Source organism: Cellulomonas sp. NS3, assembly GCF_024757985.1.
Lineage (GTDB): Bacteria > Actinomycetota > Actinomycetes > Actinomycetales > Cellulomonadaceae > Cellulomonas_A.
Map to the genome: position 1 here is coordinate 2,277,757 of NZ_CP103289.1, position 21,142 is coordinate 2,298,898.

Annotated in this window: 20 protein-coding genes; 4 read left to right on the forward strand and 16 right to left on the reverse strand. The window is 74.5% G+C overall.

Annotation, left to right across the window (positions count from 1 at the left end; all coding sequences use genetic code 11):
* The first annotated feature begins 71 nt into the window (after positions 1-71).
* Positions 72-464 (forward strand): MerR family transcriptional regulator, encoded by a 393-nt coding sequence (locus NXY84_RS10400; RefSeq protein WP_258726995.1) that lies wholly within the window; start codon positions 72-74, stop codon positions 462-464.
* Positions 461-1,471, forward strand: coding sequence for an aldo/keto reductase (locus tag NXY84_RS10405; protein ID WP_258726996.1), 1,011 nt, complete (start codon positions 461-463; stop codon positions 1,469-1,471). Before NXY84_RS10400 ends, NXY84_RS10405 begins: the two co-directional genes overlap by 4 nt.
* 91 nt (positions 1,472-1,562) lie before the next feature.
* Here the strand turns inward: NXY84_RS10405 and NXY84_RS10410 are convergent, their stop codons facing one another.
* The 5 genes from NXY84_RS10410 to NXY84_RS10430 all read right to left on the reverse strand — a co-directional run bounded on the left by NXY84_RS10410 (position 1,563) and on the right by NXY84_RS10430 (position 7,723).
* Entirely contained in the window at positions 1,563-3,704 is a 2,142-nt protein-coding gene (locus tag NXY84_RS10410; RefSeq protein WP_258726997.1) for a 3-hydroxyacyl-CoA dehydrogenase NAD-binding domain-containing protein, read from the reverse strand.
* The gene (locus NXY84_RS10415) at positions 3,701-4,957 is read right to left on the reverse strand and encodes a thiolase family protein (protein WP_258726998.1); all 1,257 of its coding nucleotides are present in this window, start codon (positions 4,955-4,957) and stop codon (positions 3,701-3,703) included. The genes NXY84_RS10410 and NXY84_RS10415 overlap by 4 nt, the downstream gene beginning before the upstream one ends.
* Positions 4,958-5,085: 128 nt before the next feature.
* Complete coding sequence (locus tag NXY84_RS10420) at positions 5,086-6,372, reverse strand: HRDC domain-containing protein (RefSeq protein ID WP_258726999.1); 1,287 nt, start codon at positions 6,370-6,372, stop codon at positions 5,086-5,088.
* Between the two features lie 121 nt (positions 6,373-6,493).
* Positions 6,494-7,039 (reverse strand): helix-turn-helix transcriptional regulator, encoded by a 546-nt coding sequence (locus tag NXY84_RS10425; protein WP_258727000.1) that lies wholly within the window; start codon positions 7,037-7,039, stop codon positions 6,494-6,496.
* A gap of 99 nt (positions 7,040-7,138) precedes the next feature.
* Complete coding sequence (locus tag NXY84_RS10430; protein WP_034627900.1) at positions 7,139-7,723, reverse strand: DUF3000 domain-containing protein; 585 nt, start codon at positions 7,721-7,723, stop codon at positions 7,139-7,141.
* A 162-nt stretch (positions 7,724-7,885) separates the two neighbouring features.
* On the opposite strand from NXY84_RS10430, the gene gndA reads away from it, so the two are divergent.
* On the forward strand, positions 7,886-9,328 hold the full coding sequence (gndA, locus tag NXY84_RS10435) for an NADP-dependent phosphogluconate dehydrogenase (RefSeq protein ID WP_258727001.1): 1,443 nt from the start codon (positions 7,886-7,888) through the stop codon (positions 9,326-9,328).
* Complete coding sequence (locus NXY84_RS10440; RefSeq protein ID WP_258727002.1) at positions 9,325-10,611, forward strand: hypothetical protein; 1,287 nt, start codon at positions 9,325-9,327, stop codon at positions 10,609-10,611. The genes gndA and NXY84_RS10440 overlap by 4 nt, the downstream gene beginning before the upstream one ends.
* Positions 10,612-10,756: 145 nt before the next feature.
* Here NXY84_RS10440 and NXY84_RS10445 read toward each other — a convergent pair whose 3' ends face one another.
* From NXY84_RS10445 to NXY84_RS10495, 11 genes are read right to left on the reverse strand one after another with little or no spacing between them, the layout of a single operon-like run.
* Positions 10,757-11,242, reverse strand: a complete 486-nt coding sequence (locus NXY84_RS10445; RefSeq protein ID WP_258727003.1) for a hypothetical protein — start codon at positions 11,240-11,242, stop codon at positions 10,757-10,759.
* On the reverse strand, positions 11,239-12,048 hold the full coding sequence (locus tag NXY84_RS10450) for a dihydrofolate reductase family protein (protein ID WP_258727004.1): 810 nt from the start codon (positions 12,046-12,048) through the stop codon (positions 11,239-11,241). Before NXY84_RS10450 ends, NXY84_RS10445 begins: the two co-directional genes overlap by 4 nt.
* Positions 12,049-12,052: 4 nt before the next feature.
* Positions 12,053-13,381 (reverse strand): uroporphyrinogen-III C-methyltransferase, encoded by a 1,329-nt coding sequence (gene cobA, locus NXY84_RS10455; RefSeq protein ID WP_258727005.1) that lies wholly within the window; start codon positions 13,379-13,381, stop codon positions 12,053-12,055.
* Between the two features lie 14 nt (positions 13,382-13,395).
* Positions 13,396-14,292 carry an ABC transporter permease gene (locus NXY84_RS10460; RefSeq protein ID WP_258727006.1) on the reverse strand — a complete coding sequence of 299 codons (897 nt, stop codon included), beginning with the start codon at positions 14,290-14,292 and terminating at the stop codon, positions 13,396-13,398.
* Complete coding sequence (locus NXY84_RS10465; protein WP_258727007.1) at positions 14,282-15,094, reverse strand: ABC transporter ATP-binding protein; 813 nt, start codon at positions 15,092-15,094, stop codon at positions 14,282-14,284. The genes NXY84_RS10460 and NXY84_RS10465 overlap by 11 nt, the downstream gene beginning before the upstream one ends.
* Before the next feature lie 2 nt (positions 15,095-15,096).
* Positions 15,097-16,206, reverse strand: a complete 1,110-nt coding sequence (locus tag NXY84_RS10470) for an ABC transporter substrate-binding protein (RefSeq protein ID WP_258727008.1) — start codon at positions 16,204-16,206, stop codon at positions 15,097-15,099.
* Between the two features lie 45 nt (positions 16,207-16,251).
* Positions 16,252-17,625: a sulfate adenylyltransferase subunit 1 gene (locus NXY84_RS10475; RefSeq protein ID WP_258727009.1), complete on the reverse strand. Its 1,374-nt coding sequence runs from the start codon at positions 17,623-17,625 to the stop codon at positions 16,252-16,254.
* A gap of 11 nt (positions 17,626-17,636) precedes the next feature.
* A complete protein-coding gene (cysD, locus tag NXY84_RS10480) occupies positions 17,637-18,584 on the reverse strand; it encodes a sulfate adenylyltransferase subunit CysD (protein WP_258727010.1) in 948 nt (315 codons plus the stop codon).
* Positions 18,581-19,285: a phosphoadenylyl-sulfate reductase gene (locus NXY84_RS10485; RefSeq protein ID WP_258727011.1), complete on the reverse strand. Its 705-nt coding sequence runs from the start codon at positions 19,283-19,285 to the stop codon at positions 18,581-18,583. The genes cysD and NXY84_RS10485 overlap by 4 nt, the downstream gene beginning before the upstream one ends.
* Positions 19,282-19,440: a hypothetical protein gene (locus NXY84_RS10490; protein ID WP_258727012.1), complete on the reverse strand. Its 159-nt coding sequence runs from the start codon at positions 19,438-19,440 to the stop codon at positions 19,282-19,284. Before NXY84_RS10490 ends, NXY84_RS10485 begins: the two co-directional genes overlap by 4 nt.
* On the reverse strand, positions 19,437-21,095 hold the full coding sequence (locus NXY84_RS10495) for a nitrite/sulfite reductase (RefSeq protein WP_258727013.1): 1,659 nt from the start codon (positions 21,093-21,095) through the stop codon (positions 19,437-19,439). The genes NXY84_RS10490 and NXY84_RS10495 overlap by 4 nt, the downstream gene beginning before the upstream one ends.
* Between the last annotated feature and the right edge of the window lie 47 nt (positions 21,096-21,142).

The following is a 21,142-nucleotide window of genomic DNA, read 5'->3' on the forward strand; positions in this document are numbered from 1 at the left end:
GCCGGGCGACCGGAGAGCCGCTCGCCCGACTCCTTGACTTCGAGTGCGCTCGAACTCCTAGCGTGGCCGTCATGACGAACCGTCACACCATCGGCGAGGTCGCCGAGAAGACCGGGGTCACGACGCACACCCTGCGCTACTACGAGCGCATCGGCCTGCTCGCACCCGTCGCCCGCTCGGCGGGGGGCAGGCGCGCCTACGACGACGGGGACGTCGGCTGGGTCCAGCTCCTGACCCTGCTGCGCGCCACCGGCATGGGGATCCGCGACATGCTCGCGTTCGCCGAGCTGACCCGCGCCGGCGAGCACACCATCCCCGACCGCATCGAGGTGCTCCAGCGGCACCGCGACGTGCTCGACGCGCTCCTGCGCCGCCACACCGAGCACCTGCAGCTCATCGACAACAAGCTCACCTACTACCGCGGCGTCGTCGACGCCGCTGCCACGGAGGACGCACACGCATGAGAGCCCTGGAGATCGGCCGCACCGGCGAGAAGGTCAGCGAGCTCGCGCTCGGCGCGATGCTGTTCGGCACCACGACCGACGAGCCCACCGCGCACCGCATGCTCGACCACTTCCTGGGCGCGGGCGGCACGCACGTCGACACCGCGAACTGCTACTCGTGGTGGAGCGGCCCGCAGTACACCGGCGACGAGAGCGAGGAGGTGCTCGGGCGGTGGTTCGCCCGCACGGGACGGCGCGACGACGTCTTCCTCGCGACCAAGGGCAGCGCCCGGATCCGCGACCTCGACGGCGTGTGGCGCGACGGGAGCGACGAGCCCGACAGCGCGCTCGCGCAGTCCCGCTACGAGGGTGCCGGCGCGCAGACGCTGCGGGACGCGCTCGAGGGCAGCCTGCGCCGCCTGCAGACCGACCACGTCGACCTGTACTACGTGCACGTCGACGACCGGTCGACCCCGCTCGAGGAGACGCTCGAGGTCCTGCACTCGTTCGTCGTCGAGGGCAAGGTCCGGCACCTCGGCTGGTCCAACGTCCGCGCCTGGCGCCTCGAGCGGGTCCGGGCCACGGCGGCCGCGAACGGCTGGACGGTCCCGGTCGCGCTCCAGCAGCAGCACACCTACCTGCACCGGACCGCGGGCCTCGACCACGGGTCGATCGTCGACGACGAGCAGCTCGACTACCTGCGCGCGAACGACGACGTGACGCTGTTCGCGTACACCCCGACGCTGCGCGGCTCGTACGACGACGACGCGAAGTGGGCGACGAACTGGCAGCACCGGTTCTTCGACGCGCCGGCGAACGAGGCCCGTCGGGCGCTCGTGCACGAGCTCGCCGCGGAGGTCGGCTGCACGCCGAACCAGCTCGTGCTCGCGTGGATCCTCGCGCAGCGCGCGCCGCGGATGTCGGCGATCACGGGGGTGCGGACCTGGGAGCAGTACGAGCAGAACATCCGCGCCGCCGAGGTCGAGCTCCCGGCCGAGGTGCTGGCGCGGCTGGACGCCCAGCCCTGACCGCGGGGGCGTCCCGCACGGGACGCCGACCGTCCCCGGGCGAGGGGGCGGAGGGTGGGCGGCGAGCGCCGTCGCCCACCCTCCGGCCGGCTCAGACCGAGGACGCCACCTGCGCCGGCACGTCCGCGCGACCCGGCGGCAGGAACCGGCGGCCCGCCGCACGCTCGGACCAGCCCGTGCGGTCGAGGTACGGCGTGATCCCGCCGAGGTGGAACGGCCAGCCCGCGCCGAGGACCATGCAGAGGTCGATCTGCTCGGGCGTCGCCACGACGCCCTCGTCGAGCATGAGCCCGATCTCCTGCGCGAGGCCCGCGAGCACCGCGTCGCGCACGCCCTGCTCGTCGAGCGCACCCTCGGCGCCGACCGCCGGGAACGCGTCCTGGATCGCCGGGTCGACCGCGTGCTCGCTGCCCCGGCCGTCGGGCTCGGGCACCACGCGACGCCCCGCCTCGGCGAGCCGCGAGAGCCCGGGGGACAGCGGGTAGCGGTCGCCGAGGTCGGCGTGCAGGGACTCGAGCACGTGCAGCGCGACCGGCAGCCCGACGAGCTGGATGAGCGCGAACGGCCCCATCGGCAGCCCGAGCGGGCGCAGGGCGACGTCGGCGACCTGCACCGGCGTCCCGCCCTCGACGGCCCCGGCGACCTCCGCGAGCATCCGCAGCAGGAGCCGGTTGACCACGAAGCCCGGGCGGTCGGCGACGCCCACCGCGGTCTTGCCGAGGCCCTGGGCCAGCGCGAACGCCGTCGCGACCGGCTGGTCGGTCGAGGCGCCCGTGCGGACGACCTCGATGAGCGGCATCTGCGCGACGGGGTTGAAGAAGTGGATCCCCACGACCCGCTCGGGGTGGCGCAGGTGCGCCGACATCTCGGTCACCGACAGCGCCGAGGTGTTCGTCGCGAGCACCGCGTCGTCGGCGACGATGTCCTCGAGCTCGGCGAACACGCGCTGCTTGAGGCTCATCACCTCGGTCACGGCCTCGATCACGAGGTCGGCGCCGGCGAGCGTCGACAGGTCGGTGCTCACCGAGATCGACGCGAGCACCCGGTTGGCCTCGTCGGCCGTGATGCGGCCCTTGGCGGCCTGACCCTCGACGAGCCGGCGGATCCCCGCGAGCCCGGCCTCGACGCGCTCGTCGGACACCTCCCGCATGACCACGGGGACGCGTAGGCGCCGGGCGACGAGCACCGCGAGCTGCCCGGCCATGAGCCCGGCGCCGACGATGCCGACCGACCGCACGGGCCGCGCGAGCTCGGGCGCCGGGGCACCCTCGGGCTTGCGGGCGCGCCGGGTCGTGAGGTCGAACGCGTACAGGCCGGCGCGCAGCTCGTCGGACATGATGAGCTCGGCGAGCGCGTCGTCCTCGGCCGTGAACGCCTGGTCCCGGTCCGCGGTGCGGGCCGCCGCCACCAGGTCGAGCGCGCGGTACGGGGACTGCTTCGCGCCGTGCAGACGCGCGTCGAGCTGGGCCCGGGCACCGGCGACGACCGCGTCCCACTCCTCCTGGCTCTCGATCTCGCGCCGCTCGGGCACGACCCGCCCCGCGAGCACGTCGGCGGTCCACGCGAGCGACTGCTCGAGGAAGTCGGCAGCCGCGAACAGCGCGTCGGCGACGCCCAGCTCGAGCGCCTCGGCCGCCTTCGTCATGCGGTTGTTCGCGAGCGGGCGCGTGAGGATCAGCTCGAGCGCGCGCCGGACCCCGACGAGGTGCGGCAGGTGGTAGCAGCCGCCCCAGCCGGGCACGAGCCCCAGGAAGACCTCGGGCAGCGCGAGCGCGGTCACGTCGGACGCGACGGTCCGGTAGGCGCACGCGAGCGCGACCTCGAGCCCGCCGCCGAGCGCCGCGCCGTTGACGTAGGCGAACGTCGGGACGCCCATCTCACCGAGCAGCCGGTACGTCGCGTGGCCGAGCTCGGCGATCATCCGGGCGTCGGCGGGGTCACTCAGGGACGAGACCAGCGTGAGGTCGGCCCCGGCGGCGAGGTAGTACGGCTTGCCGGTCACGGCCACCGCGACGATCTCGCCCGCCGCGGCCCGCGCCTGCTGCGTGCGCAGCGCGGCCTGGAGCTCGGCCAGCCCGCCCGGGCCGAGCGTCGTCGGCTTGGTGTGGTCGAAGCCGTTGTCCAGCGTGACGAGCGCGAGCGTGCCGGCGCCGCGGGGGAGCGTCACGTCGCGCACGAGCGCGTGCGTCACGCGCTCGGGACGGGGGGCGTTCTCGGTCGTGGGGGTGCTCATCGGGCGCTCCCGGAGGTCGTCGCGGCGGCGGGGCGCACGCCGTCGTAGTCGGGGTGGTGCGGGTTCTCCCAGATCACGGTGCCGCCCTGGCCGAGGCCGACGCACATCGTGGTCAGGCCGTAGCGGACGTCGGGCTGCTCCGCGAACTGGCGGGCGAGCTGCGTCATGAGGCGCACGCCCGACGACGCGAGGGGGTGGCCGACGGCGATCGCTCCGCCGTACGGGTTGACGCGCGGGTCGTCGTCGGCGATCCCGAACGCGTCGAGGAACGCCAGCACCTGGACCGCGAATGCCTCGTTGACCTCGAACAGCCCAATGTCGTCGATGGACAGGCCGGCCCGGGCGAGCGCGCGCTGCGTCGCGGGGACCGGGCCGATGCCCATGACGGCCGGGTCGACCCCCGCGTAGGCGAACGAGACCATGCGCATGCGGGCGGCGAGCCCGAGCTCCTCGGCGGTGTCCTCCGCCGCCAGCAGGCACGAGGCGGCGCCGTCGGTCAGCGGTGCGGACGTCGCCGCGGTGACCCGGCCGCCGGCGCGGAACGGGGTCTTGAGGTCGCGGACGTCCTCGAGCCGGGTCCCGGGACGGGGCGGCTCGTCGGCGGTCGCCAGCCCCCAGCCGCGCTCGGGGTCGCGCGTTGCGACGTAGACGAGGTCGGGGTCGATCTTGCCCGCGGCCAGCGCGGCGGCGTACTTCTCCTGGCTCGCGACGCCGTACGCGTCGGCACGCTCGCGCGTGAGCTCGGGGAAGCGGTCGTGCAGGTTCTCGGCGGTGTTGCCCATGTTGAGGGCGTCGGCGGCGACGAGCCGCTCGGCGACGAACCGGGGGTTGGGGTCGGCGTCGAAGCCCATCGGGTGCCGGCCCATGTGCTCGACGCCCCCGGCGAGCGCGACGTCGAGTCCTCCGACGCCGATGCCCGACGCGACGGTCGTGACCGCGGTCATGGCGCCCGCGCACATGCGGTCGATCGCGTAGCCGGGGACCGTCTCGGGGAGCCCGGACAGCACGCCGACCGTGCGGCCGAGCGTCAGCCCCTGGTCGCCCGTCTGCGTCGTGGCCGCCACGGCGACCTCGTCGATGCGCTCGGGCGGGAGCTCCGGGTGGCGCCGCAGGATCTCCCGGACCGTCTTGACGGCGAGGTCGTCGGCGCGGGTGTGCGCGTACAGGCCGTCGGGGCGGGCACGGCCGAACGGCGTGCGCACACCCTCGACGAAGACGACGGGACGGACGGACCGGGCGGATGCGCGCGGCATCGGACCTCCAGGCGGGACGACGGTGTCCTGCCGACCCAGGCGGGCCGGCGAGGGCCGACGTTACCGGGACGTCCGTCCCGCGTCAGCCAAGTTACCGAACAGTAACATCGCGCCTCCGCGGGAGGCGGTCAGGCCGCCGCCGCCGCGAACGCCTCCACGAGCCGCGGGACGGCGAGCTCGACCTGCCACTCGCGCGCACCGCCGGACCGCAGGGCCTCGGCCAGCGCCACCGCGTCGAGCGTCGGGGGCGGCGACCAGCACAGGCGGCGCAGGAGGTCGGGCTGGAGCAGGTTCTCCGCCGGGACGTCCACCTCGGCCGAGAGCGCCGTCATCACGTCGCGCGCCGCCGTGAGGCGGGCCGCGGCCGCGGGGTCCCGGTCGGCCCACGCGCGCGGCGGCGGCGGAGCGTCGCTCTTGGGCCCGCGGACCGAGGGCAGCTCCGTCTCGGGGAGAGCGAGGGCCTCGTCGATCGCGTGCTGCCACAGCGCGGCGCGGCGCCGGGTGCCCTTGCCCGAGAACGCCGGCAGCGCCACGAGCTGGGGGACCGACCGGGGGAGCGCCTGGGCGGCCGCGACGATCGCGTGGTCGGGGAGCACGCGCCCGGGGGAGATGTCCCGCTGGCGCGCGTTGTCGTCGCGCGTGGTCCACAGCGAGCGGACGACTGCGAGCCGCCGCGCGTCGCGCACCGCGTGCAGCCCCGAGACGCGGCGCCACGGCTCGACGCGCGGGGGCGGCGGGGGAGCGAGGCGCACGGCCTCGAACTCCTGCGCGGCCCACTCGGCCTTGCCGGCGACGGCCAGACGCTCGGCGAGGACCGCGCGCAGCTCCACGAGCACCTCGACGTCGAGCGCGGCGTAGCGCAGCCACTCGCCCGGCAGCGGGCGCGTCGACCAGTCGACCGCCGAGTGCTCCTTGGCCAGGCCGAGGCCGAGCAGCTCCGCCACGACGGCCGCCAGGCCGACGCGCTCGAGCCCGAGCAGGCGGGCGCCGAGCTCGGTGTCGAAGATCCGGGTGGGCGTCATGCCCTGCTCGGCGAGCCCCGGCAGGTCCTGCGACGCTGCGTGCAGCACCCACTCGACCCCGACGAGCGCGCGCGACAGCGACGACAGGTCCGGCAGCGCGATCGGGTCGATGAGCGCGGTGCCCGCACCCTCGCGGCGCACCTGCACGAGGTAGGTCCGCTGGCCGTAGCGGTACCCGGAGGCGCGCTCGGCGTCGACCGCGACCGGCCCGGTGCCGGCCTCGAAGAGCGACACGACGCGCGCGAGCTCCTCCGGGGTCTCGACGACCGGGGGGACGCCCTCGCGGGGTTCGGTGAGTGCGACGACGACCGGTACCTCGGGCACGGCCACGTCGACGGCGTCGTCGGCGGGGACCTGCACCGCAGGGTCGCCGGACGGTCGATCGGGAAGCATGACCTCCACCGTAGGGGTTCCGCGGCCCGCCGCCGCGCTGGCGCGCGCAGCCGGACGGGGCCGAGGTGGTGTGGGGTCGCTCACGGGACCGCCGCAGGGGCGGGCACGTGCGGACGCGCTCTCAGTCGAGCAGGCCCGTCCGGATCGAGATCGCGACGAGCGCGGCGCGGTCGCCGGTGCCGAGCTTGCGGGAGATGCGCGCGAGGTGGCTCTTGACCGTCAGGGCGGACAGGCCGAGCAGCTCGCCGATCCGGCGGTTGCTGCAGCCGTCCGCGACGAGCTTGAGGACACCGAGCTCGCGTGCGGTGAGCTCGGGGCGGTCCCGCACGAACTGCGCGGGCGGCGGGACCTGGGTCAGCGTCGTGTGCGCCTCGGACGCGACGGCGCCGCGCAGGCCCCCCGCGAGGAGGCCGACGAGCTCGCGCCGGCTCGCGCGCCGGGCCAGCAGGATGACCCGGCCGGACCCGCGGCGCCGCAGGTTGCGGACGAGGACCTGTCCGTCACCGTCGGCGAGGTCGGACACGACCACGCACATCTGGCCGAGGGCGCGCCGCTGGGCGGGCGCGCCGGCAGCGCGGTCGGCGCTGACGAGGGATGCGCGCTCTCCGGCACGCGGCTGCACACCCCGCAGGGTGGGCGCGGTGCGGCGCAACGGCTCGATGCTCACGTAGGTCTCCCCGGGGATGTTTCCGGCACGTACAAGACCATCGGCCGCACCATCCCCCACCTTGAGCGGTTCGGCGGGGCTACTTGTTCCGGCGGCGTGTCATCGACGCCTCGGGAGCGGGACGACGCCCGCGGGGAGCGGCGGGAGCCCCGCCGTCGTGCACAGCAGCGTGCCCCACGCCCGCAGGTGCGGGCCCAGGTCCTCGTCGCGCGCCGTCCAGCTCGCCCGCACCTCGAGCTCGACCTGCTCCGGCCGCTCGTCGAGCGCGCCGAAGCTCTGCGACAGCACGCGCGTGACGGTCCCGCCCGCGGCGTGCGCGTCGAGCCCGGCGCTCGCGAGCGCGTCCGCGAACCAGCTCCAGGCGACCTCGGCGAGCATCGGGTCGGCGCCGACCTCGGGCTCGAGCGTCGCGCGCACGAGCGTCACGAGGCGGAACGTCCCGTGCCACGCCTCCTGGCCCTCGGGGTCGTGCAGCACGACGAACCGACCGGAGGCCAGCTCGACCGCGTCGGGGTCGCGCCGGCTCGCGCGCACCTCGGCCGTGAGGGCCGCCGTCCAGGGGGCGATGCGCGCCGGACCGGGCACCTCCTCGAGGCGGATCTCGGGTCGTAGCTGCACGTCACGGAGCGATCGAAGTGCGCGCAGGAACTCCGGTGGAGCGGGCCCTGAACCGGCTGGTGTCACGCGAGCGAGACTACGTGCGGGGGTCCGGTCTTGCCGTTCGGCACGCCGCGTCGCGCGTGTCGTTGCGCCACTAGGCTGACCGGCGCATCAGCACAAACCGGCCCGCCCGTTCGGAGTGCACCTCCCGGCCCGGGCGCCCCCCGACGAAGGAGTACCGCGCGTATGTCCGTAGAAGGAACTGCTCAGATCGGTGTGACGGGTCTGGCTGTGATGGGTCGGAACCTGGCGCGGAACTTCGCGCGGCACGGGTACACGGTCGCGGTGCACAACCGGTCCTGGGCCAAGACCGAGTCGCTGGTCGCCGAGCACGGGGACGAGGGGACGTTCGTGGCCTCGGAGTCGATGGCGGACTTCGTGGCCTCGCTGGCCCGTCCGCGCAAGGTGGTGGTCATGGTCAAGGCCGGTCCGGCCACCGACGCGGTGATCGCCGAGCTGGTCCCGCTCCTGGAGGCGGGGGACATCGTGATCGACGCGGGCAACGCCCACTTCCCGGACACGGTGCGCCGGGAGGGCGAGCTCAAGGCCCACGGCCTGCACTTCGTCGGGTCCGGGGTCTCCGGCGGGGAGGAGGGCGCGCTGCTGGGCCCGTCGATCATGCCGGGCGGGTCGCGGGAGTCCTATGCGGTGCTGGGCCCGATCCTGGAGGACATCGCCGCGAAGGTCGATGGGGTGCCGTGCTGCACGTATGTGGGGCCGGAGGGTGCGGGGCACTTCGTGAAGATGGTGCACAACGGCATCGAGTACGCCGACATGCAGCTCATCGCGGAGGCCTACGACCTGCTCAAGCAGGGCCTGGGCGCCTCGGCCGCGCAGATCGGGGAGATCTTCCGGACCTGGAACGAAGGGGACCTGGAGTCGTTCCTGATCGAGATCACCGCCGAGGTGCTCACCCACACCGACGCGGCCACGGGTCAGGCGTTCGTCGACGTGGTCCTCGACCGCGCGGAGCAGAAGGGCACCGGGCGCTGGACCGTGCAGAACGCCCTCGACCTGGGGGTCCCGATCACCGGCATCGCGGAGGCCACGTTCGCCCGGGCGTTGTCGGGGTCGGTCCCGCAGCGCACCGCCGCCGCCGGCACCCTGGTCGGGCACGCCGAGCCGTTCGAGGTCACCGACCGGGACGCGTTCATCGAGGACGTGCGCCTGGCCCTGTACGCCTCCAAGGTCGTCGCGTACTCGCAGGGCTTCGACCAGATCGCGGCGGCGTCCGAGCAGTTCGGGTGGGGCATCGACCGCGGCGCCATGGCCCGGATCTGGCGGGGCGGGTGCATCATCCGGGCCCGGTTCCTCAACCGGATCACCGAGGCCTACGAACGCGACGCGAACCTGCCGCTCCTGCTCGCCGACCCCTACTTCGTCGGCGCGGTCGGCAACGGCGTGGCCGCCTGGCGCCGGATCGTGGCCGCCGCCGCGTTCGCGGGCGTGCCGACCCCGGCGTTCTCCTCCTCGCTCGCGTACTACGACGGGGTCCGCGCCGAGCGGCTGCCCGCCAACCTCATCCAGGCCCAGCGCGACTTCTTCGGCGCCCACACCTACCAGCGCACCGACCGCGAGGGCACCTTCCACACCGAGTGGACCCGCGACCGCACCGAGACCCCCGCGTGAGCGACACCGCCCGCGAGCCGGTCGCCGCCACCACGGCGTCGACCGGCCCGCTGCAGCCGGTCATCCTCGGCGCCGACATCGGCGTCTACGCCCTCGCGCGCGCGTTCCACGAGGCCTACGGCGTCCGCTCGATCGTCGTGAGCGGCGCCGCGCTCGGGCCCGTCGCCGACTCGCGCATCGTCGACAACGTGCTCGTCGCCGACGGCCACGACCCGCGCCAGCTGGTCGACAAGCTCGTCGAGGTCGCGCGCGGCCTCGCGGGCCGGCGGCTCGTGCTCATGGCGAACTCGGACTGGCTGGTCCGCGTCGTCGTGCAGCACCGCACCGAGCTCGAGCCGTACTACGTCGTGCCGTTCCTCAGCGCGGAGCTGCTCGACCAGATCTCCGACAAGGCGACGTTCGCGGAGATCTGCGAGCGGATCGGCATCTCGGTGCCCCGCACCGTGGTGCAGGACTTCGCCCGTGCCGGTGAGCCCGGGTGGCAGCCCGTGCCCGTCCCGGCCGGCATCACGTACCCGCTCATCGCGAAGGCGGCGAGCAGCGCGGACTACCAGGACGTCGAGTTCGAGGGCAAGAAGAAGGTCTTCGAGATCACCGAGCCCGCCGAGCTCGACCAGCTCTGGGTCTCGCTCGCCGGTGCCGGCTTCCGCGGCAGGTTCGTGGTCCAGGAGCTGATCCCGGGCGACGACACGCAGATGCGCTCGATCACCGCGTACGTCGACAGCCGGGGTCAGATCACGCTGCTGTGCTCGGCGCACGTGCTCCTCGAGGAGCACACGCCGTCGGGCCTCGGGAACCCCGCGGCGATGATCACGACGCGCATCGACCCGATGCTCGACCAGGCCCGGCGCTTCCTCACCGAGACCGGCTACGTCGGCTTCGCCAACTTCGACGTCAAGGTGGACCCGCGTGACGGGTCGTACCGCTTCTTCGAGGTCAACCCGCGCATCGGCCGCAACAACTACTACGTGACGGCGGCCGGGGCGAACCCGGTGCGCTTCCTCGTCGAGGACCGCGTCGAGGGCCGTGCCGTCGAGCCGGTCGTGGTCGAGAAGGAGATCCTCTACGCGATCGTCCCGCACCGGCTGCTGCTCAAGTACGTCGCGGACCCGGCCCTCGCGGCGAAGGTCAAGGGCCTGATCAAGGCGGGCGCCGTCGCGCACCCGCTGCGGTACGCGCAGGACGCCGGTCCCAAGCGGGTCGCGTACGTGACGCTCGCGCTGGTCAACCAGGTGCGCAAGTTCCGGACCCACTACCCGGAGCTGACGGGCACAGGGTTCTGATCGGCCCGCTGGTGCGCCGCTCCGGGTCCTGAGCCGCACCGGGCTGCCGCCCGGGCGCGCACGCACGACGCGACGACGCCGGGCCCCCTCGTCGGGGGCCCGGCGTCGTCGTGTGCGGGACGGGGTGGAGCCGGCAGGTCGGCGGTCAGCCGAGCTCGCTGGTCCCCGAGTACAGGTGCAGGACGGGGACGTCGAGCTCCTCGCGCGCACGGGACGCCCAGTCGCGGTGGAAGGTGTCCTCGACCGCGTGCGGGTAGGTGACGACGACGACCTCGCGGACCGGGCCCTGCGCGATCGCGGCGCGGAGCGCGGGCAGCGGGTCGTCGGACACGACCTCGCCTGCGGCGTCGCGACCCGCCTCCTCGAACGCGGCGAGGCTCTCCGCGAGCTGGTCGGCGGCGGTCGCGCGTGCGACGCGCGGCTCGGGCTCGCGCCCGCGGACCGTGTCGAGGGCCCCGCGCAGCTCGCCCAGGCTGAGCTGGTCGATGAGCGAGACGAGCAGGTTGCGCTCGGTGTCGGCAGGCACGAGGACGCGGTACGCGAGCGTCTCGCCCTCGTGCAGCGACACGATGTGCGCGACGTCGGCGGAGGCGAGCGTGTCCTCGGTCAGGACCAGGATCGTGTCAGTCACGCGGGGGAGCCTAGTGCGCGGCCCGGCGCCGCGAGCGTCCAGCGGCCCACGAGCACGCCGTCCGAGTGCAGCAGGTGCAACGGCGTCGCCCCGACGGCGGCCGGCAGCCACGTGCCCGAGTCGAGGACGCGCGGACCGGGGCCCCCGACCAGCACCGGGCTCGAGGTGAGGCACAGCTCGTCGACGAGGCCGGCCGCGACGAGGTCGGCCAGCAGGTGCGGACCACCCTCGGCCAGCACCCGCACGAGCCCGCGCTCCGCCAGGCCGTCGAGCGCACGGGCGAGGTCCACGTCCTCGTCGCCGGCCACGACCACCCGGTCGTCGCCGACCGACGCGCGCAGCGCCGCGAGCCCGGGGCTGTCGGCCGAGGTGACGACGAGCGGGGCGGACGCCGAGTGCAGCAGGTCCTCGGGGATCCTTCCCGAGCGTGAGACGAGCGCGAGCGCGACGTCCGGGGACTGCCCGCGGCGCACCCGGGCCGCGCGCAGCGGCTCGGGGAGCGGCAACTCGCGGTACCCCTCGGCGCGTGCGGTGCCGGCTCCCACGAGCAGCACGTCCGCGACGGCGCGCTGGACGACGAACGCCCGGTGGTCCGCGGCGTTGTTGATCGTGCCCGAGCGGCCGTCAGGTCCGGTCGCGGAGCCGTCGAGCGTCGAGACCATCGCGGCCCGGACGCAGCTGCGCCGGCCCGGTGCCGGGTCGGGGTGCGCGTAGAGGTCGAGCAGCGCGCACTCGTCGGGGTCGGACAGGAGGCGCTCACCCGCTCGGGCGAGCGGCAGGAGGACGTCGAACGTGGGTGCGGGCACGGCGTCAGTCTGCGGGCGCGCCCGGCTCGGCGCCCGACGGTTCGACCCGCGACGGCTCGGCGCGCGCCGGATCGAGGGCGTCCGGCACCTCCGACCCGGCGCCGGCCGTGCCGCGGCCGGTCTCCGGCGCGCCCGGCACGGCGTCGGGCGCGGCGTCGAGCACGAGGCCGGCGACCTCGCCGATGACGATGACCGCGGGGGAGCGCACGCCCGCCGCGTCCGCGGCGTCCGCGATGTCGGCGAGGGTGCCGCGGGTGGTGCGCTGCTCGGGCGTCGTCCCGCGCTCGACGATGGCGACGGGCGTCGACGCGTCCTTGCCGTGCTCGACGAGGCGCGCGGCCTGGTCGCGCAGCTGGCCGACGCCCATGAGCAGGACGAGCGTGCCCTCGAGCGCCGCGAGCGAGCCCCAGTCCGGCTGCGCCTCGTGCGCCGAGGCGATGGTCACCTGCCGCGAGAGCCCGCGGTGCGTGACCGGGATCCCCGCGGCACCCGGGACGGCGATCGCGCTCGTGACGCCCGGCACGACCTCGACGGGGACACCGGCAGCGACGCACGCGAGGACCTCCTCGCTGCCCCGGCCGAGCACGAACGGGTCGCCGCCCTTGAGCCGGACGACCCGCCGGCCCGCGAGCGCCCGCTCGACGAGGACCGCGTTGATCTGGTCCTGGGTCAGCGTGTGCCGGTGCGCGGTCTTGCCGGCCTCGACGACCTCGACGTCGGGGTCGAGCTCGTCGAGCAGCTCGCGCGGTGCGAGCCGGTCGACGACGACGACGTCGGCCTCCGCGAGCAGCCGGCGCCCGCGCGTCGTGATGAGGTCGCGTGCGCCGGGCCCGCCGCCGACGAGCGCGACGGAGCCGGGGCCGGGCCGGTGACGGCGCACGGGCAGCGCGCCGGTGTCGAGCAGCAGCGCGACGGCGTCCTTGAGGGCAGCCGCGCGACGGGGGTCCCCGCCCGCACCGACGGCGACGGTCACGTCCCCGGCCCGGGCCACCGACGGGGTCCACGCGCGGGACGCTGCGGGGTCACCGCCCTTCGAGCACCAGACGCGGGCGTCCTCGGCGTCGGCTGCGACGCGGGCGTCCGTCTCGGGGTGCCCCGTCGCGGTGTACGCCAGCCACGCGCCCTCGAGGTCGCCCGCGGCGTAGCGCCGGGCCTCGTGCGTCACGGCTCCCCGGGCGGCGAGGTCCGCGAGCTCGTCGACGACCTCGGGCGCGACGACCCGCACCCGTGCACCGGCCTCGACGAGCCCGGCGGCGCGACGAGCCGCGACCGGCCCGCCCCCGACGACGAGGACGAGCCGGTCACGGACGTCGAGCAGGAGGGGGAGCCGCACAGGAGCGGACCCTGTCACTGGCCTGCCAGGCCGGTCAAACCCCGCGCGTGCAGCACGCGCCGCTCGAGCGGGGAGAAGACCAGGAGCTCGATCGCGATGCCGACGGCGAAGATGAGGAAGATCGCCGCGATCACCAGCGACATGTCGCTGAGCGTGCGCCCGAGGTCGAGGACCTGGCCGAGGCCCGTGCCGAGGCGCGGGGCGTTCGTGATGAGCTCGGCGGCCATGAGCGAGCGCCACGCGAACGCCCAGCCCTGCTTGAGCCCGCCGAGGAAGCCCGGGAGCGCCGCGGGCAGGAGCACGAACCGGATGCGGTCCCAGCCCTGCGCGCCGAGCACCCGCCCGACCCGCAGGAACAGCGGCGGGACCTGGTCCACCCCGGTGAGCAGGCCGTTGACGATCGACGGGACGGCACCGAGCAGCACGACCGCGAAGATCGTCGTGTTGCTCAGCCCGAACCAGATGACCGCTGCCGGCACCCAGGCGATGGACGGGAGCGACTGCAGGCCCGTGATCATGGGGCCGATCGCCCGGCGCAGCAGCGGGATCGTCGCCATCGCGACCCCAAGCACCACGCCGACCACGACGGACACGACGAACCCGAGGCCGCCGCGCTGCAGGCTCAGCGCGCTGGCCTTGAGCGCGGTGCCGTCCTGGAGGATGCCGACGAACGTCGCGGCGACGTCCGCCGGGCCCGGCAGCGCGTACTCCGGCTTGACCCTGGCGAGGTACACGACCTGCCAGACCGCGACGAAGACCCCGAGCGCGAGCGCGGTCGGCCAGAACGCCGACCAGGCGGTGCTCCAGGCGCTGCGCCGCGGCGCGACGACGGCGGTCTCGAGCGCGTCGAGGCCCGCCTCGAGGGCGCGGGCGTCGACCGGGGACGCGGTGTGCGTCGTGTCAGCGGCCATGGCGGGAGATCTCCTGTCGGAGGTGGTCGGTGATCTCGACGGAGAGCTCCGCGACGCCCGCGTCCTCGATGCGGCGCGGGTGCGGCAGCTCGACCGCCCACTCCCGCACGATGCGGCCCGGGCGCGACGACAGCAGCACGACGCGCTGGCCGAGCCGGACCGCCTCGCGCACGTTGTGGGTCACGAAGACGACCGACAGCCCCGTCTCGCGCCAGATGCGGGTGAGCTCGTCGTGCATCACGTCCCGCGTGATCGCGTCGAGCGCCGCGAACGGCTCGTCCATGAGCAGGACGCGCCCCTGCTGCGCGAGCGCCCGGGCGAGCGCGACGCGCTGGCGCATGCCGCCCGAGAGCTCGTGCACGCGCTTGGCGTGCGAGTCCTCGAGGTGCACGAGCGCGAGCAGGCGGTCCGCCTCGGCCCGCCGGGCCCGGCGCCCGACGCCCCGCAGCCGCAGCGCGAGCTCGACGTTCTGGCCCGCGGTGAGCCACGGGTAGAGCGCGGGCTCCTGGAACATGAGCGCGGGCCGGCCGTCGGGGACCTCGACCGTGCCGTCGCTCGGGGCGTCGAGCCCGGCCACGAGCGACAGCAGCGTCGACTTGCCGCACCCGGAGGCGCCGAGCAGGCAGACGAACTCGCCGGGAGCGACGGTGAGGTCGATCCGGTCGAGCACGGGCGGGCGGCTGGCGTCGCCGAAGTGCTTGGAGACGCCCTGCAGGCGCACGGCGGCGGGCGTGGCGGCGTGCGCCGACGTGCCCACGGGATCTTCGGTGGTGGCCGCCGCGGCGGTCGAGACGCTCGTCATCGCTACTCCGTCCCGAGCCCTGCGGCCGAGACGGCGGTCTGGCCGCGCTCGGTGAGGACCGCGTTGAGGAGGGACAGGTCGTAGATGCCGTCGAGCTCGACCTCGTCGGAGACGCCCACCGACGCGGCGTGGTCCGCCGAGAGCTGGAGCGAGGACGCGATCGGGTCGTTCGTGATGCGCAGGTTCGGCCAGGCGCGCGCGAGGACGTCCTCGCCGAGCTGCTTGCCCGTGAGCTCCCCGATCGCGGTGTTGGCGACCGTCGCGGCCTCCTCGGGGTTCGCCGCGATCCACTCGTTGGCGGTGACCTGCGCCTCGAGGAGCTTCTTCACGGTGCCCGGGTACTGCTCGAGGAACTCGGTGCGGACGATGAGGTGCGTCGTGACGTAGTCGCCCTCGGGCCACAGCTCCTTCTCGTCGAGCAGGACCTTCGCGCCGCCCTCGAGGACGAGGCGCGAGGCCCACGGCTCGGGCAGCCACGCACCGTCGAGCGAGCCCTGCTTGAACAGGTCGAGCGTCTGGGCGTTCTCCTGCGGGGTGATCTCGACGTCGTTCTGGCCGCCGGTCACGGACGTCTCCAGGCCCTCCTCGAGCAGCCAGGCGCGCAGCGCGACGTCCTGGGTGTTGCCGAGCTGGGGCGTGGCGAGCGTCGCGCCGCGCAGGTCCTCGACGTCGTCGATGCCCTCGCGCACGACGAGCTGGGCGCCGCCCGACGTCGCGCCGCCGACGATCCGGATGGCCTCGCCGTCGGACTTCGCGAACGCGTTGATCGCCGGGTTGGGGCCGATGTAGGTCGCGTCGAGGCCGCCGCTGAACAGGGCCTCGACCGCGGCCGGACCCGCGTTGAAGATGTCGGTGCGCAGCTCGGTGTCGCCGAGCGCCTCGGCGAACGTGCCGTCCGCGACCCCGACGAGGGGCGTGGCGTGCGTGATGTTCGCGAAGTACCCGAGCCGCAGCTCGGGGGCCTCGGCGTCGCCGCCCGCGGTGACGGCCGAGGCGTCGGGCGTCTCGGCGCCGCCGGCGGACGAGCACGCGGCGAGGACGGCGACGAGGGCGGCGGACGCCACGAGGGCGCGGGTGCGGTGGGTACGACGGGCACGTCGGAGGGCGGTCATGGCAGGGGTGTCCTTCGGGGCGAGGGGATGACGCGGGCGCTCAGCTCAGAGCGCGCGACATCGCTCCTCCGCGCCGGCGAGCCCGACGACGGTCGAGGGGCCGACCATCCCGGCCGCGAGCGTCGTGCCGTCGGCGGGGTCGACGAGCAGGAACGCGCCCGTGCGGCGGTGCTCGGCGTAGTCGTCGAGCACGATGGGCTCGGCGAGGCGCAGCTGCACCGTGCCGATGTCGTTGAGCGCGAGGCGGTCGACGCCCGGCTCGACGGTCAGGGTGTCGATGTGCAGTCGGGAGTCGACCGTGCGCAGGATCGCCCGGACGGTCCGGGTGCCCGAGCGCACGAGCACGCGCGCGCCGGGGACGGACGGCGCGTCGGCGAGCCAGCACAGCGTCCCAGTGAGGTCCGCGCCGGTGACCGGGGCGCCCTCGGCCGGGGCGAGCACGTCGCCGCGGGAGATGTCGACGTCGTCGGCGAGGCGCAGCGTCACGGACTGCGGCGCGTGCGCGACGTCGAGCTCCCCGTCGAACGTGTCGATGCCGACGACCCTCGTGCGCCGGCCCGAGGGCAGCACCACGACGTCGTCGCCGACCCGCACGACCCCCGACGCGATCCGCCCCGCGTAGCCGCGGTAGTCGGGGTGCTCGGGCGTCTGCGGCCGGATCACGTACTGCACCGGGAAGCGCAGCGGCTCGGTCGTCGGGTCGCGGTCGACCGGGACGGCCTCGAGGTGCTCGAGCAGCGTCGGCCCGGCGTACCAGGGCGTGCGCACCGAGCGGTCCACGACGTTGTCGCCCGCGAGCGCCGAGAGCGGGATCGCCTGGACGTCGTGCACGCCGAGGCCGGCGGCGTAGAGCGTGAACTCGTCGGCGATCCCGGTGAACGTCGCCTCGTCGAAGCCGACGAGGTCCATCTTGTTGACCGCGAGCACGACGTGCGGGACGCCGAGGAGCGCCGCGATCGTCGCGTGCCGCCGGGTCTGCTCGAGCACGCCCTTGCGCGCGTCGACGAGCACGATGGCCAGCTCGGCGGTCGAGGCGCCCGTGACCATGTTGCGCGTGTACTGCACGTGGCCGGGGGTGTCCGCGAGCACGAACGCGCGCGTCGCGGTCGAGAAGTACCGGTAGGCGACGTCGATCGTGATGCCCTGCTCGCGCTCGGCGCGCAGGCCGTCGGTGAGCAGCGCGAGGTCGACGACCTCACCGCCGCGCGCCTGGCTCGCGCGCTCGACGGCGGCGAGCTGGTCGGCGAGCACCGACTTCGTGTCGTAGAGCAGGCGCCCGATCAGCGTGCTCTTCCCGTCGTCGACCGAGCCCGCGGTCGCGAGCCGGAGCAGCTCGCGCTCGTGGTGCGTCGAGGGCCCGTGCCCCGCCGGGAGCCCGGTCGCGGGGGCGGCGCGCTCGTCCTGGTCCTGCTGCGTCATCGTCGTCCCCATCAGAAGTAGCCCTCGCGCTTGCGGTCCTCCATCGCGGCCTCCGACGCCCGGTCGTCGGCGCGCGTCGCGCCGCGCTCGGTGAGCCGGCTCACCGCGACCTCGGCGATCACGTCGGCGACCGTCACCGCGTCGGACTCGACCGCCCCGGTGCAGCTCATGTCGCCGACCGTGCGGTACCGGACCCGGCGCCGCTCGACGACCTCGTCGCCGCGCGGACCGCCCCAGTCGCCCGGCGCGAGCCACATGCCGTCGCGCTGGAACACCTCGCGCTCGTGCGCGTAGTAGATCTCCGGGAGCGGGATCCCCTCGCGCTCGATGTAGCGCCACACGTCGAGCTCGGTCCAGTTCGAGAGCGGGAACACGCGCACGTGCTCGCCCTTCGCGTGCCGGCCGTTGTACAGGTCCCACAGCTCGGGGCGCTGGCGGCGCGGGTCCCACTGGCCGAACTCGTCGCGCAGGCTGAACACGCGCTCCTTGGCCCGGGCCTTCTCCTCGTCGCGGCGCCCACCGCCGAACACGGCGTCGAAGCCGTGCGCGGTGATGCCGTCGAGCAGCGGGACGGTCTGGAGCGCGTTGCGCGAGCCGTCGGGGCGCTCCCGCACGGCGCCGGAGTCGATCGCGTCCTGCACGCTCGCGACGACCAGGCGCAGCCGGTGCTCGGCCACGACCGCGTCGCGGTAGTCGATGACCTCGGGGAAGTTGTGCCCGGTGTCGACGTGCATGATCGCGAACGGCACCGCGGCGGGCCAGAAGGCCTTGCGCGCGAGGTGCAGCATGACGATCGAGTCCTTGCCGCCGCTGAACAGCAGCACCGGGCGCTCGAACTCCCCGGCGACCTCCCGGAAGATGTGGATCGCCTCCGACTCGAGCGCCTCGAGCTGGGTCAGGGGGCGCGCGAGGGCGGCGACGGCGGGCGCCGGCGCTGTCGTGGTCACGTCCGTGCTCATGTGTGCAGCCCGCATTCCGTCTTGTCCTTCCCCGACCAGCGTCCGGCGCGGGGGTCCTCACCCGGCGCGACCGGGCGCGTGCACGGCGCGCACCCGATCGACGCGTAGCCGAGCTGGCGCAGGGGGTTGAGCAGCACCTGGTGCTCGGTCGCGTACGCGTCGACCTCGTCCTGCGTCCATGCGGCGAGCGGGTTGAGCTTGACCTTGTCCCGCTTGGCGTCCCAGCCGATCACCGTGATGTCGGTGCGGGTCGGGGCGTCCTCGCGGCGCATCCCGGTGACCCAGGCGCCGTACGGCGCGAGCCCGCGCTCGAGCGGCTCGACCTTGCGCAGCGCGCAGCACAGGTTCGGGTCGCGGTCGTGCAGGCGGGGTCCGTGCTCCGCGTCCTGCTCGGCGACGGTGCGCAGCGGAAGGATCGTCCGCAGCCGGATGTCCGTGGTCTCGGCGAACGCGTCGCGCGTCCCGATGGTCTCGGCGAAGTGGTACCCGGTGTCGAGGAAGATCACGTCGACGCCCGGCACCGCGCGGCTCGCGAGGTGCACGAGCACCTCGTCGCCCATCGACGAGGCGACCACGAGGTCACCGCCGAACGTCTCGCCCGCCCAGGAGAGGATCTCGAGCGGGTGGGCGCCCTCGAGCTCGGCACCAGCGCGCTCGGCGAGCGTGCGCAGCGCGTCCTTGTCGTGCACGACCGTGCTCATGACCCCACCACCAGTCCGAGGAACTTCACGCTGAACACCCGGGTGCACCCCCGGCACTCCCACTCGCCGCCGCGCGGACCGGCGGGCCGCAGGTCCTCGCCCGCGCAGAACGGGCAGTAGTACGGCGTCACGTGCCCGGAGTCGGCCTCGCTCATCGCAGGTCCGCCTCGTCCGCGCGCAGCGCCCACTCGGCGAAGGACTCGCCCTCGAGACGCGCGTGGTCGAAGCGGGTCGCGACGCGCTCGACGTAGTCGGGCAGGTCCTCGGCCGCGATCCGCAGCCCGCGCAGCGTGCGTCCGAGGTGGCTGTCGACGCCCAGGCTCCCCCCGAGGTGGACCTGGTAGCCCTCCTCGCCGCCCGCGAGCGCGCCCTTGAGGCCGATGTCGGCGACCTGGATGCGGGCGCACGAGTTCGGGCAGCCGTTGAGGTTGATCGTCAGCGGGTGCTCGAACGTCGGCAGCCGGCGCTCGAGCTCGTCGACGAGCGCCGCGCCGCGCGCCTTGGTCTCGACGATCGCGAGCTTGCAGAACTCGATCCCGGTGCACGCCATGGTGCCCCGGCGGAACGTGGACGCGCTGCGCACCTGGAGCCCGAGCGCCTCGAGGCCGGCGACAAGGGCGTCGACCCGCTCGGCGGCGACGTCGAGCACGACGAGCTTCTGCTCGACGGTCAGCCGCACCCGGCCGCTGCCGGCCTGCTCGACGAGGTCGGCGATCTCGGTCAGCAGCGGGCCGCTGATCCGTCCGACGCTCGGGGCCGCGCCGACGTAGAAGAGGCCGTCGACCTGCGGGTGCACGCCGACGTGGTCGCGGCGCCCGAGCGGGGGAGCGGCGGGCTCGGGCCCGTCGGCGAGCCGGCGGCCGAGGTACTCCTGCTCCAGCACGTCGCGGAAGACCTGCGGGCCCCAGTCGGCCATGAGGAACTTCAGGCGCGCGCGGTTGCGCAGCCGGCGGTAGCCGTAGTCGCGGAAGATGCCGACGACGCCGGCCCACACGTCGGGGACGTCCTCGAGCGGGACGAACGCCCCGAGGCGCTTGGCGAGCATCGGGTTCGCCGCGAGCGCCCCGCCGACCCACAGGTCGAAGCCCGCACCGAGCTCGGGGTGCACGACGCCGACGAACGACACGTCGTTGATCTCGTGCACGACGTCGTGGTGCGGTGAGCCGCTGATCGCGGTCTTGAACTTGCGCGGCAGGTTCGAGTACGCCGGGTCGCCGATGTACTGGCTCTGGATGAGGTCGATCGCGGGCGTGCCGTCGATGATCTCGTCGGCCGCGACGCCCGCGACGGGGGACCCGAGGATGACGCGGGGCACGTCGCCGCACGCCTCCTGGGTCGTGAGCCCGACGGCCTCGAGGCGGCGCCAGATCTCCGGGACGTCCTCGATGCGGACCCAGTGGAGCTGGATGTTCTGCCGGTCGGTGATGTCGGCGGTGCCGCGCCCGAACTCGGTCGACAGCTCGCCGACCGTGCGCAGCTGGGCGAGCGAGAGCCGCCCGCCGTCGCAGCGGACGCGCAGCATGAAGTACTCGTCGTCGAGCTCGTGCGGCTCGAGCGTGGCGGTCTTGCCGCCGTCGATGCCGGGCTTGCGCTGCGTGTACAGGCCCCACCAGCGCATGCGCCCGCGCAGGTCCTGGCCGGGGATCGAGGCGAAGCCCTCGCGCGAGTAGACCTCTTCGATGCGCCGGCGGACGTTCAGGCCGTCGTCGTCCTGCTTGAACTGCTCGTTCGCGTTGAGCGGCTCGCGCTGGTCGAAGGCCCACTGGCCCTCGTTCTTGGTCGCCGGCGGGGCGATCCGAGTCTGCGCCATCGGGCGCTACCTCCGGGGATCGTGGGCGCGCGGGCCACGTCCTGCCG

Coding starts and splice junctions, on each gene's coding strand:
- NXY84_RS10460 (WP_258727006.1), bottom strand. CDS start 14,292: ATGGCCGCTGACACGACGCACACCGCGTCCCCGGTCGACGCCCGCGCC.
- NXY84_RS10495 (WP_258727013.1), bottom strand. CDS start 21,095: ATGGCGCAGACTCGGATCGCCCCGCCGGCGACCAAGAACGAGGGCCAG.
- NXY84_RS10485 (WP_258727011.1), bottom strand. CDS start 19,285: ATGAGCACGGTCGTGCACGACAAGGACGCGCTGCGCACGCTCGCCGAG.
- NXY84_RS10410 (WP_258726997.1), bottom strand. CDS start 3,704: ATGAGCACCCCCACGACCGAGAACGCCCCCCGTCCCGAGCGCGTGACG.
- NXY84_RS10465 (WP_258727007.1), bottom strand. CDS start 15,094: ATGACGAGCGTCTCGACCGCCGCGGCGGCCACCACCGAAGATCCCGTG.
- NXY84_RS10415 (WP_258726998.1), bottom strand. CDS start 4,957: ATGCCGCGCGCATCCGCCCGGTCCGTCCGTCCCGTCGTCTTCGTCGAG.
- gndA (WP_258727001.1), top strand. CDS start 7,886: ATGTCCGTAGAAGGAACTGCTCAGATCGGTGTGACGGGTCTGGCTGTG.
- NXY84_RS10420 (WP_258726999.1), bottom strand. CDS start 6,372: ATGCTTCCCGATCGACCGTCCGGCGACCCTGCGGTGCAGGTCCCCGCC.
- NXY84_RS10475 (WP_258727009.1), bottom strand. CDS start 17,625: ATGACGCAGCAGGACCAGGACGAGCGCGCCGCCCCCGCGACCGGGCTC.
- NXY84_RS10400 (WP_258726995.1), top strand. CDS start 72: ATGACGAACCGTCACACCATCGGCGAGGTCGCCGAGAAGACCGGGGTC.
- NXY84_RS10490 (WP_258727012.1), bottom strand. CDS start 19,440: ATGAGCGAGGCCGACTCCGGGCACGTGACGCCGTACTACTGCCCGTTC.
- NXY84_RS10405 (WP_258726996.1), top strand. CDS start 461: ATGAGAGCCCTGGAGATCGGCCGCACCGGCGAGAAGGTCAGCGAGCTC.
- NXY84_RS10470 (WP_258727008.1), bottom strand. CDS start 16,206: ATGACCGCCCTCCGACGTGCCCGTCGTACCCACCGCACCCGCGCCCTC.
- cysD (WP_258727010.1), bottom strand. CDS start 18,584: ATGAGCACGGACGTGACCACGACAGCGCCGGCGCCCGCCGTCGCCGCC.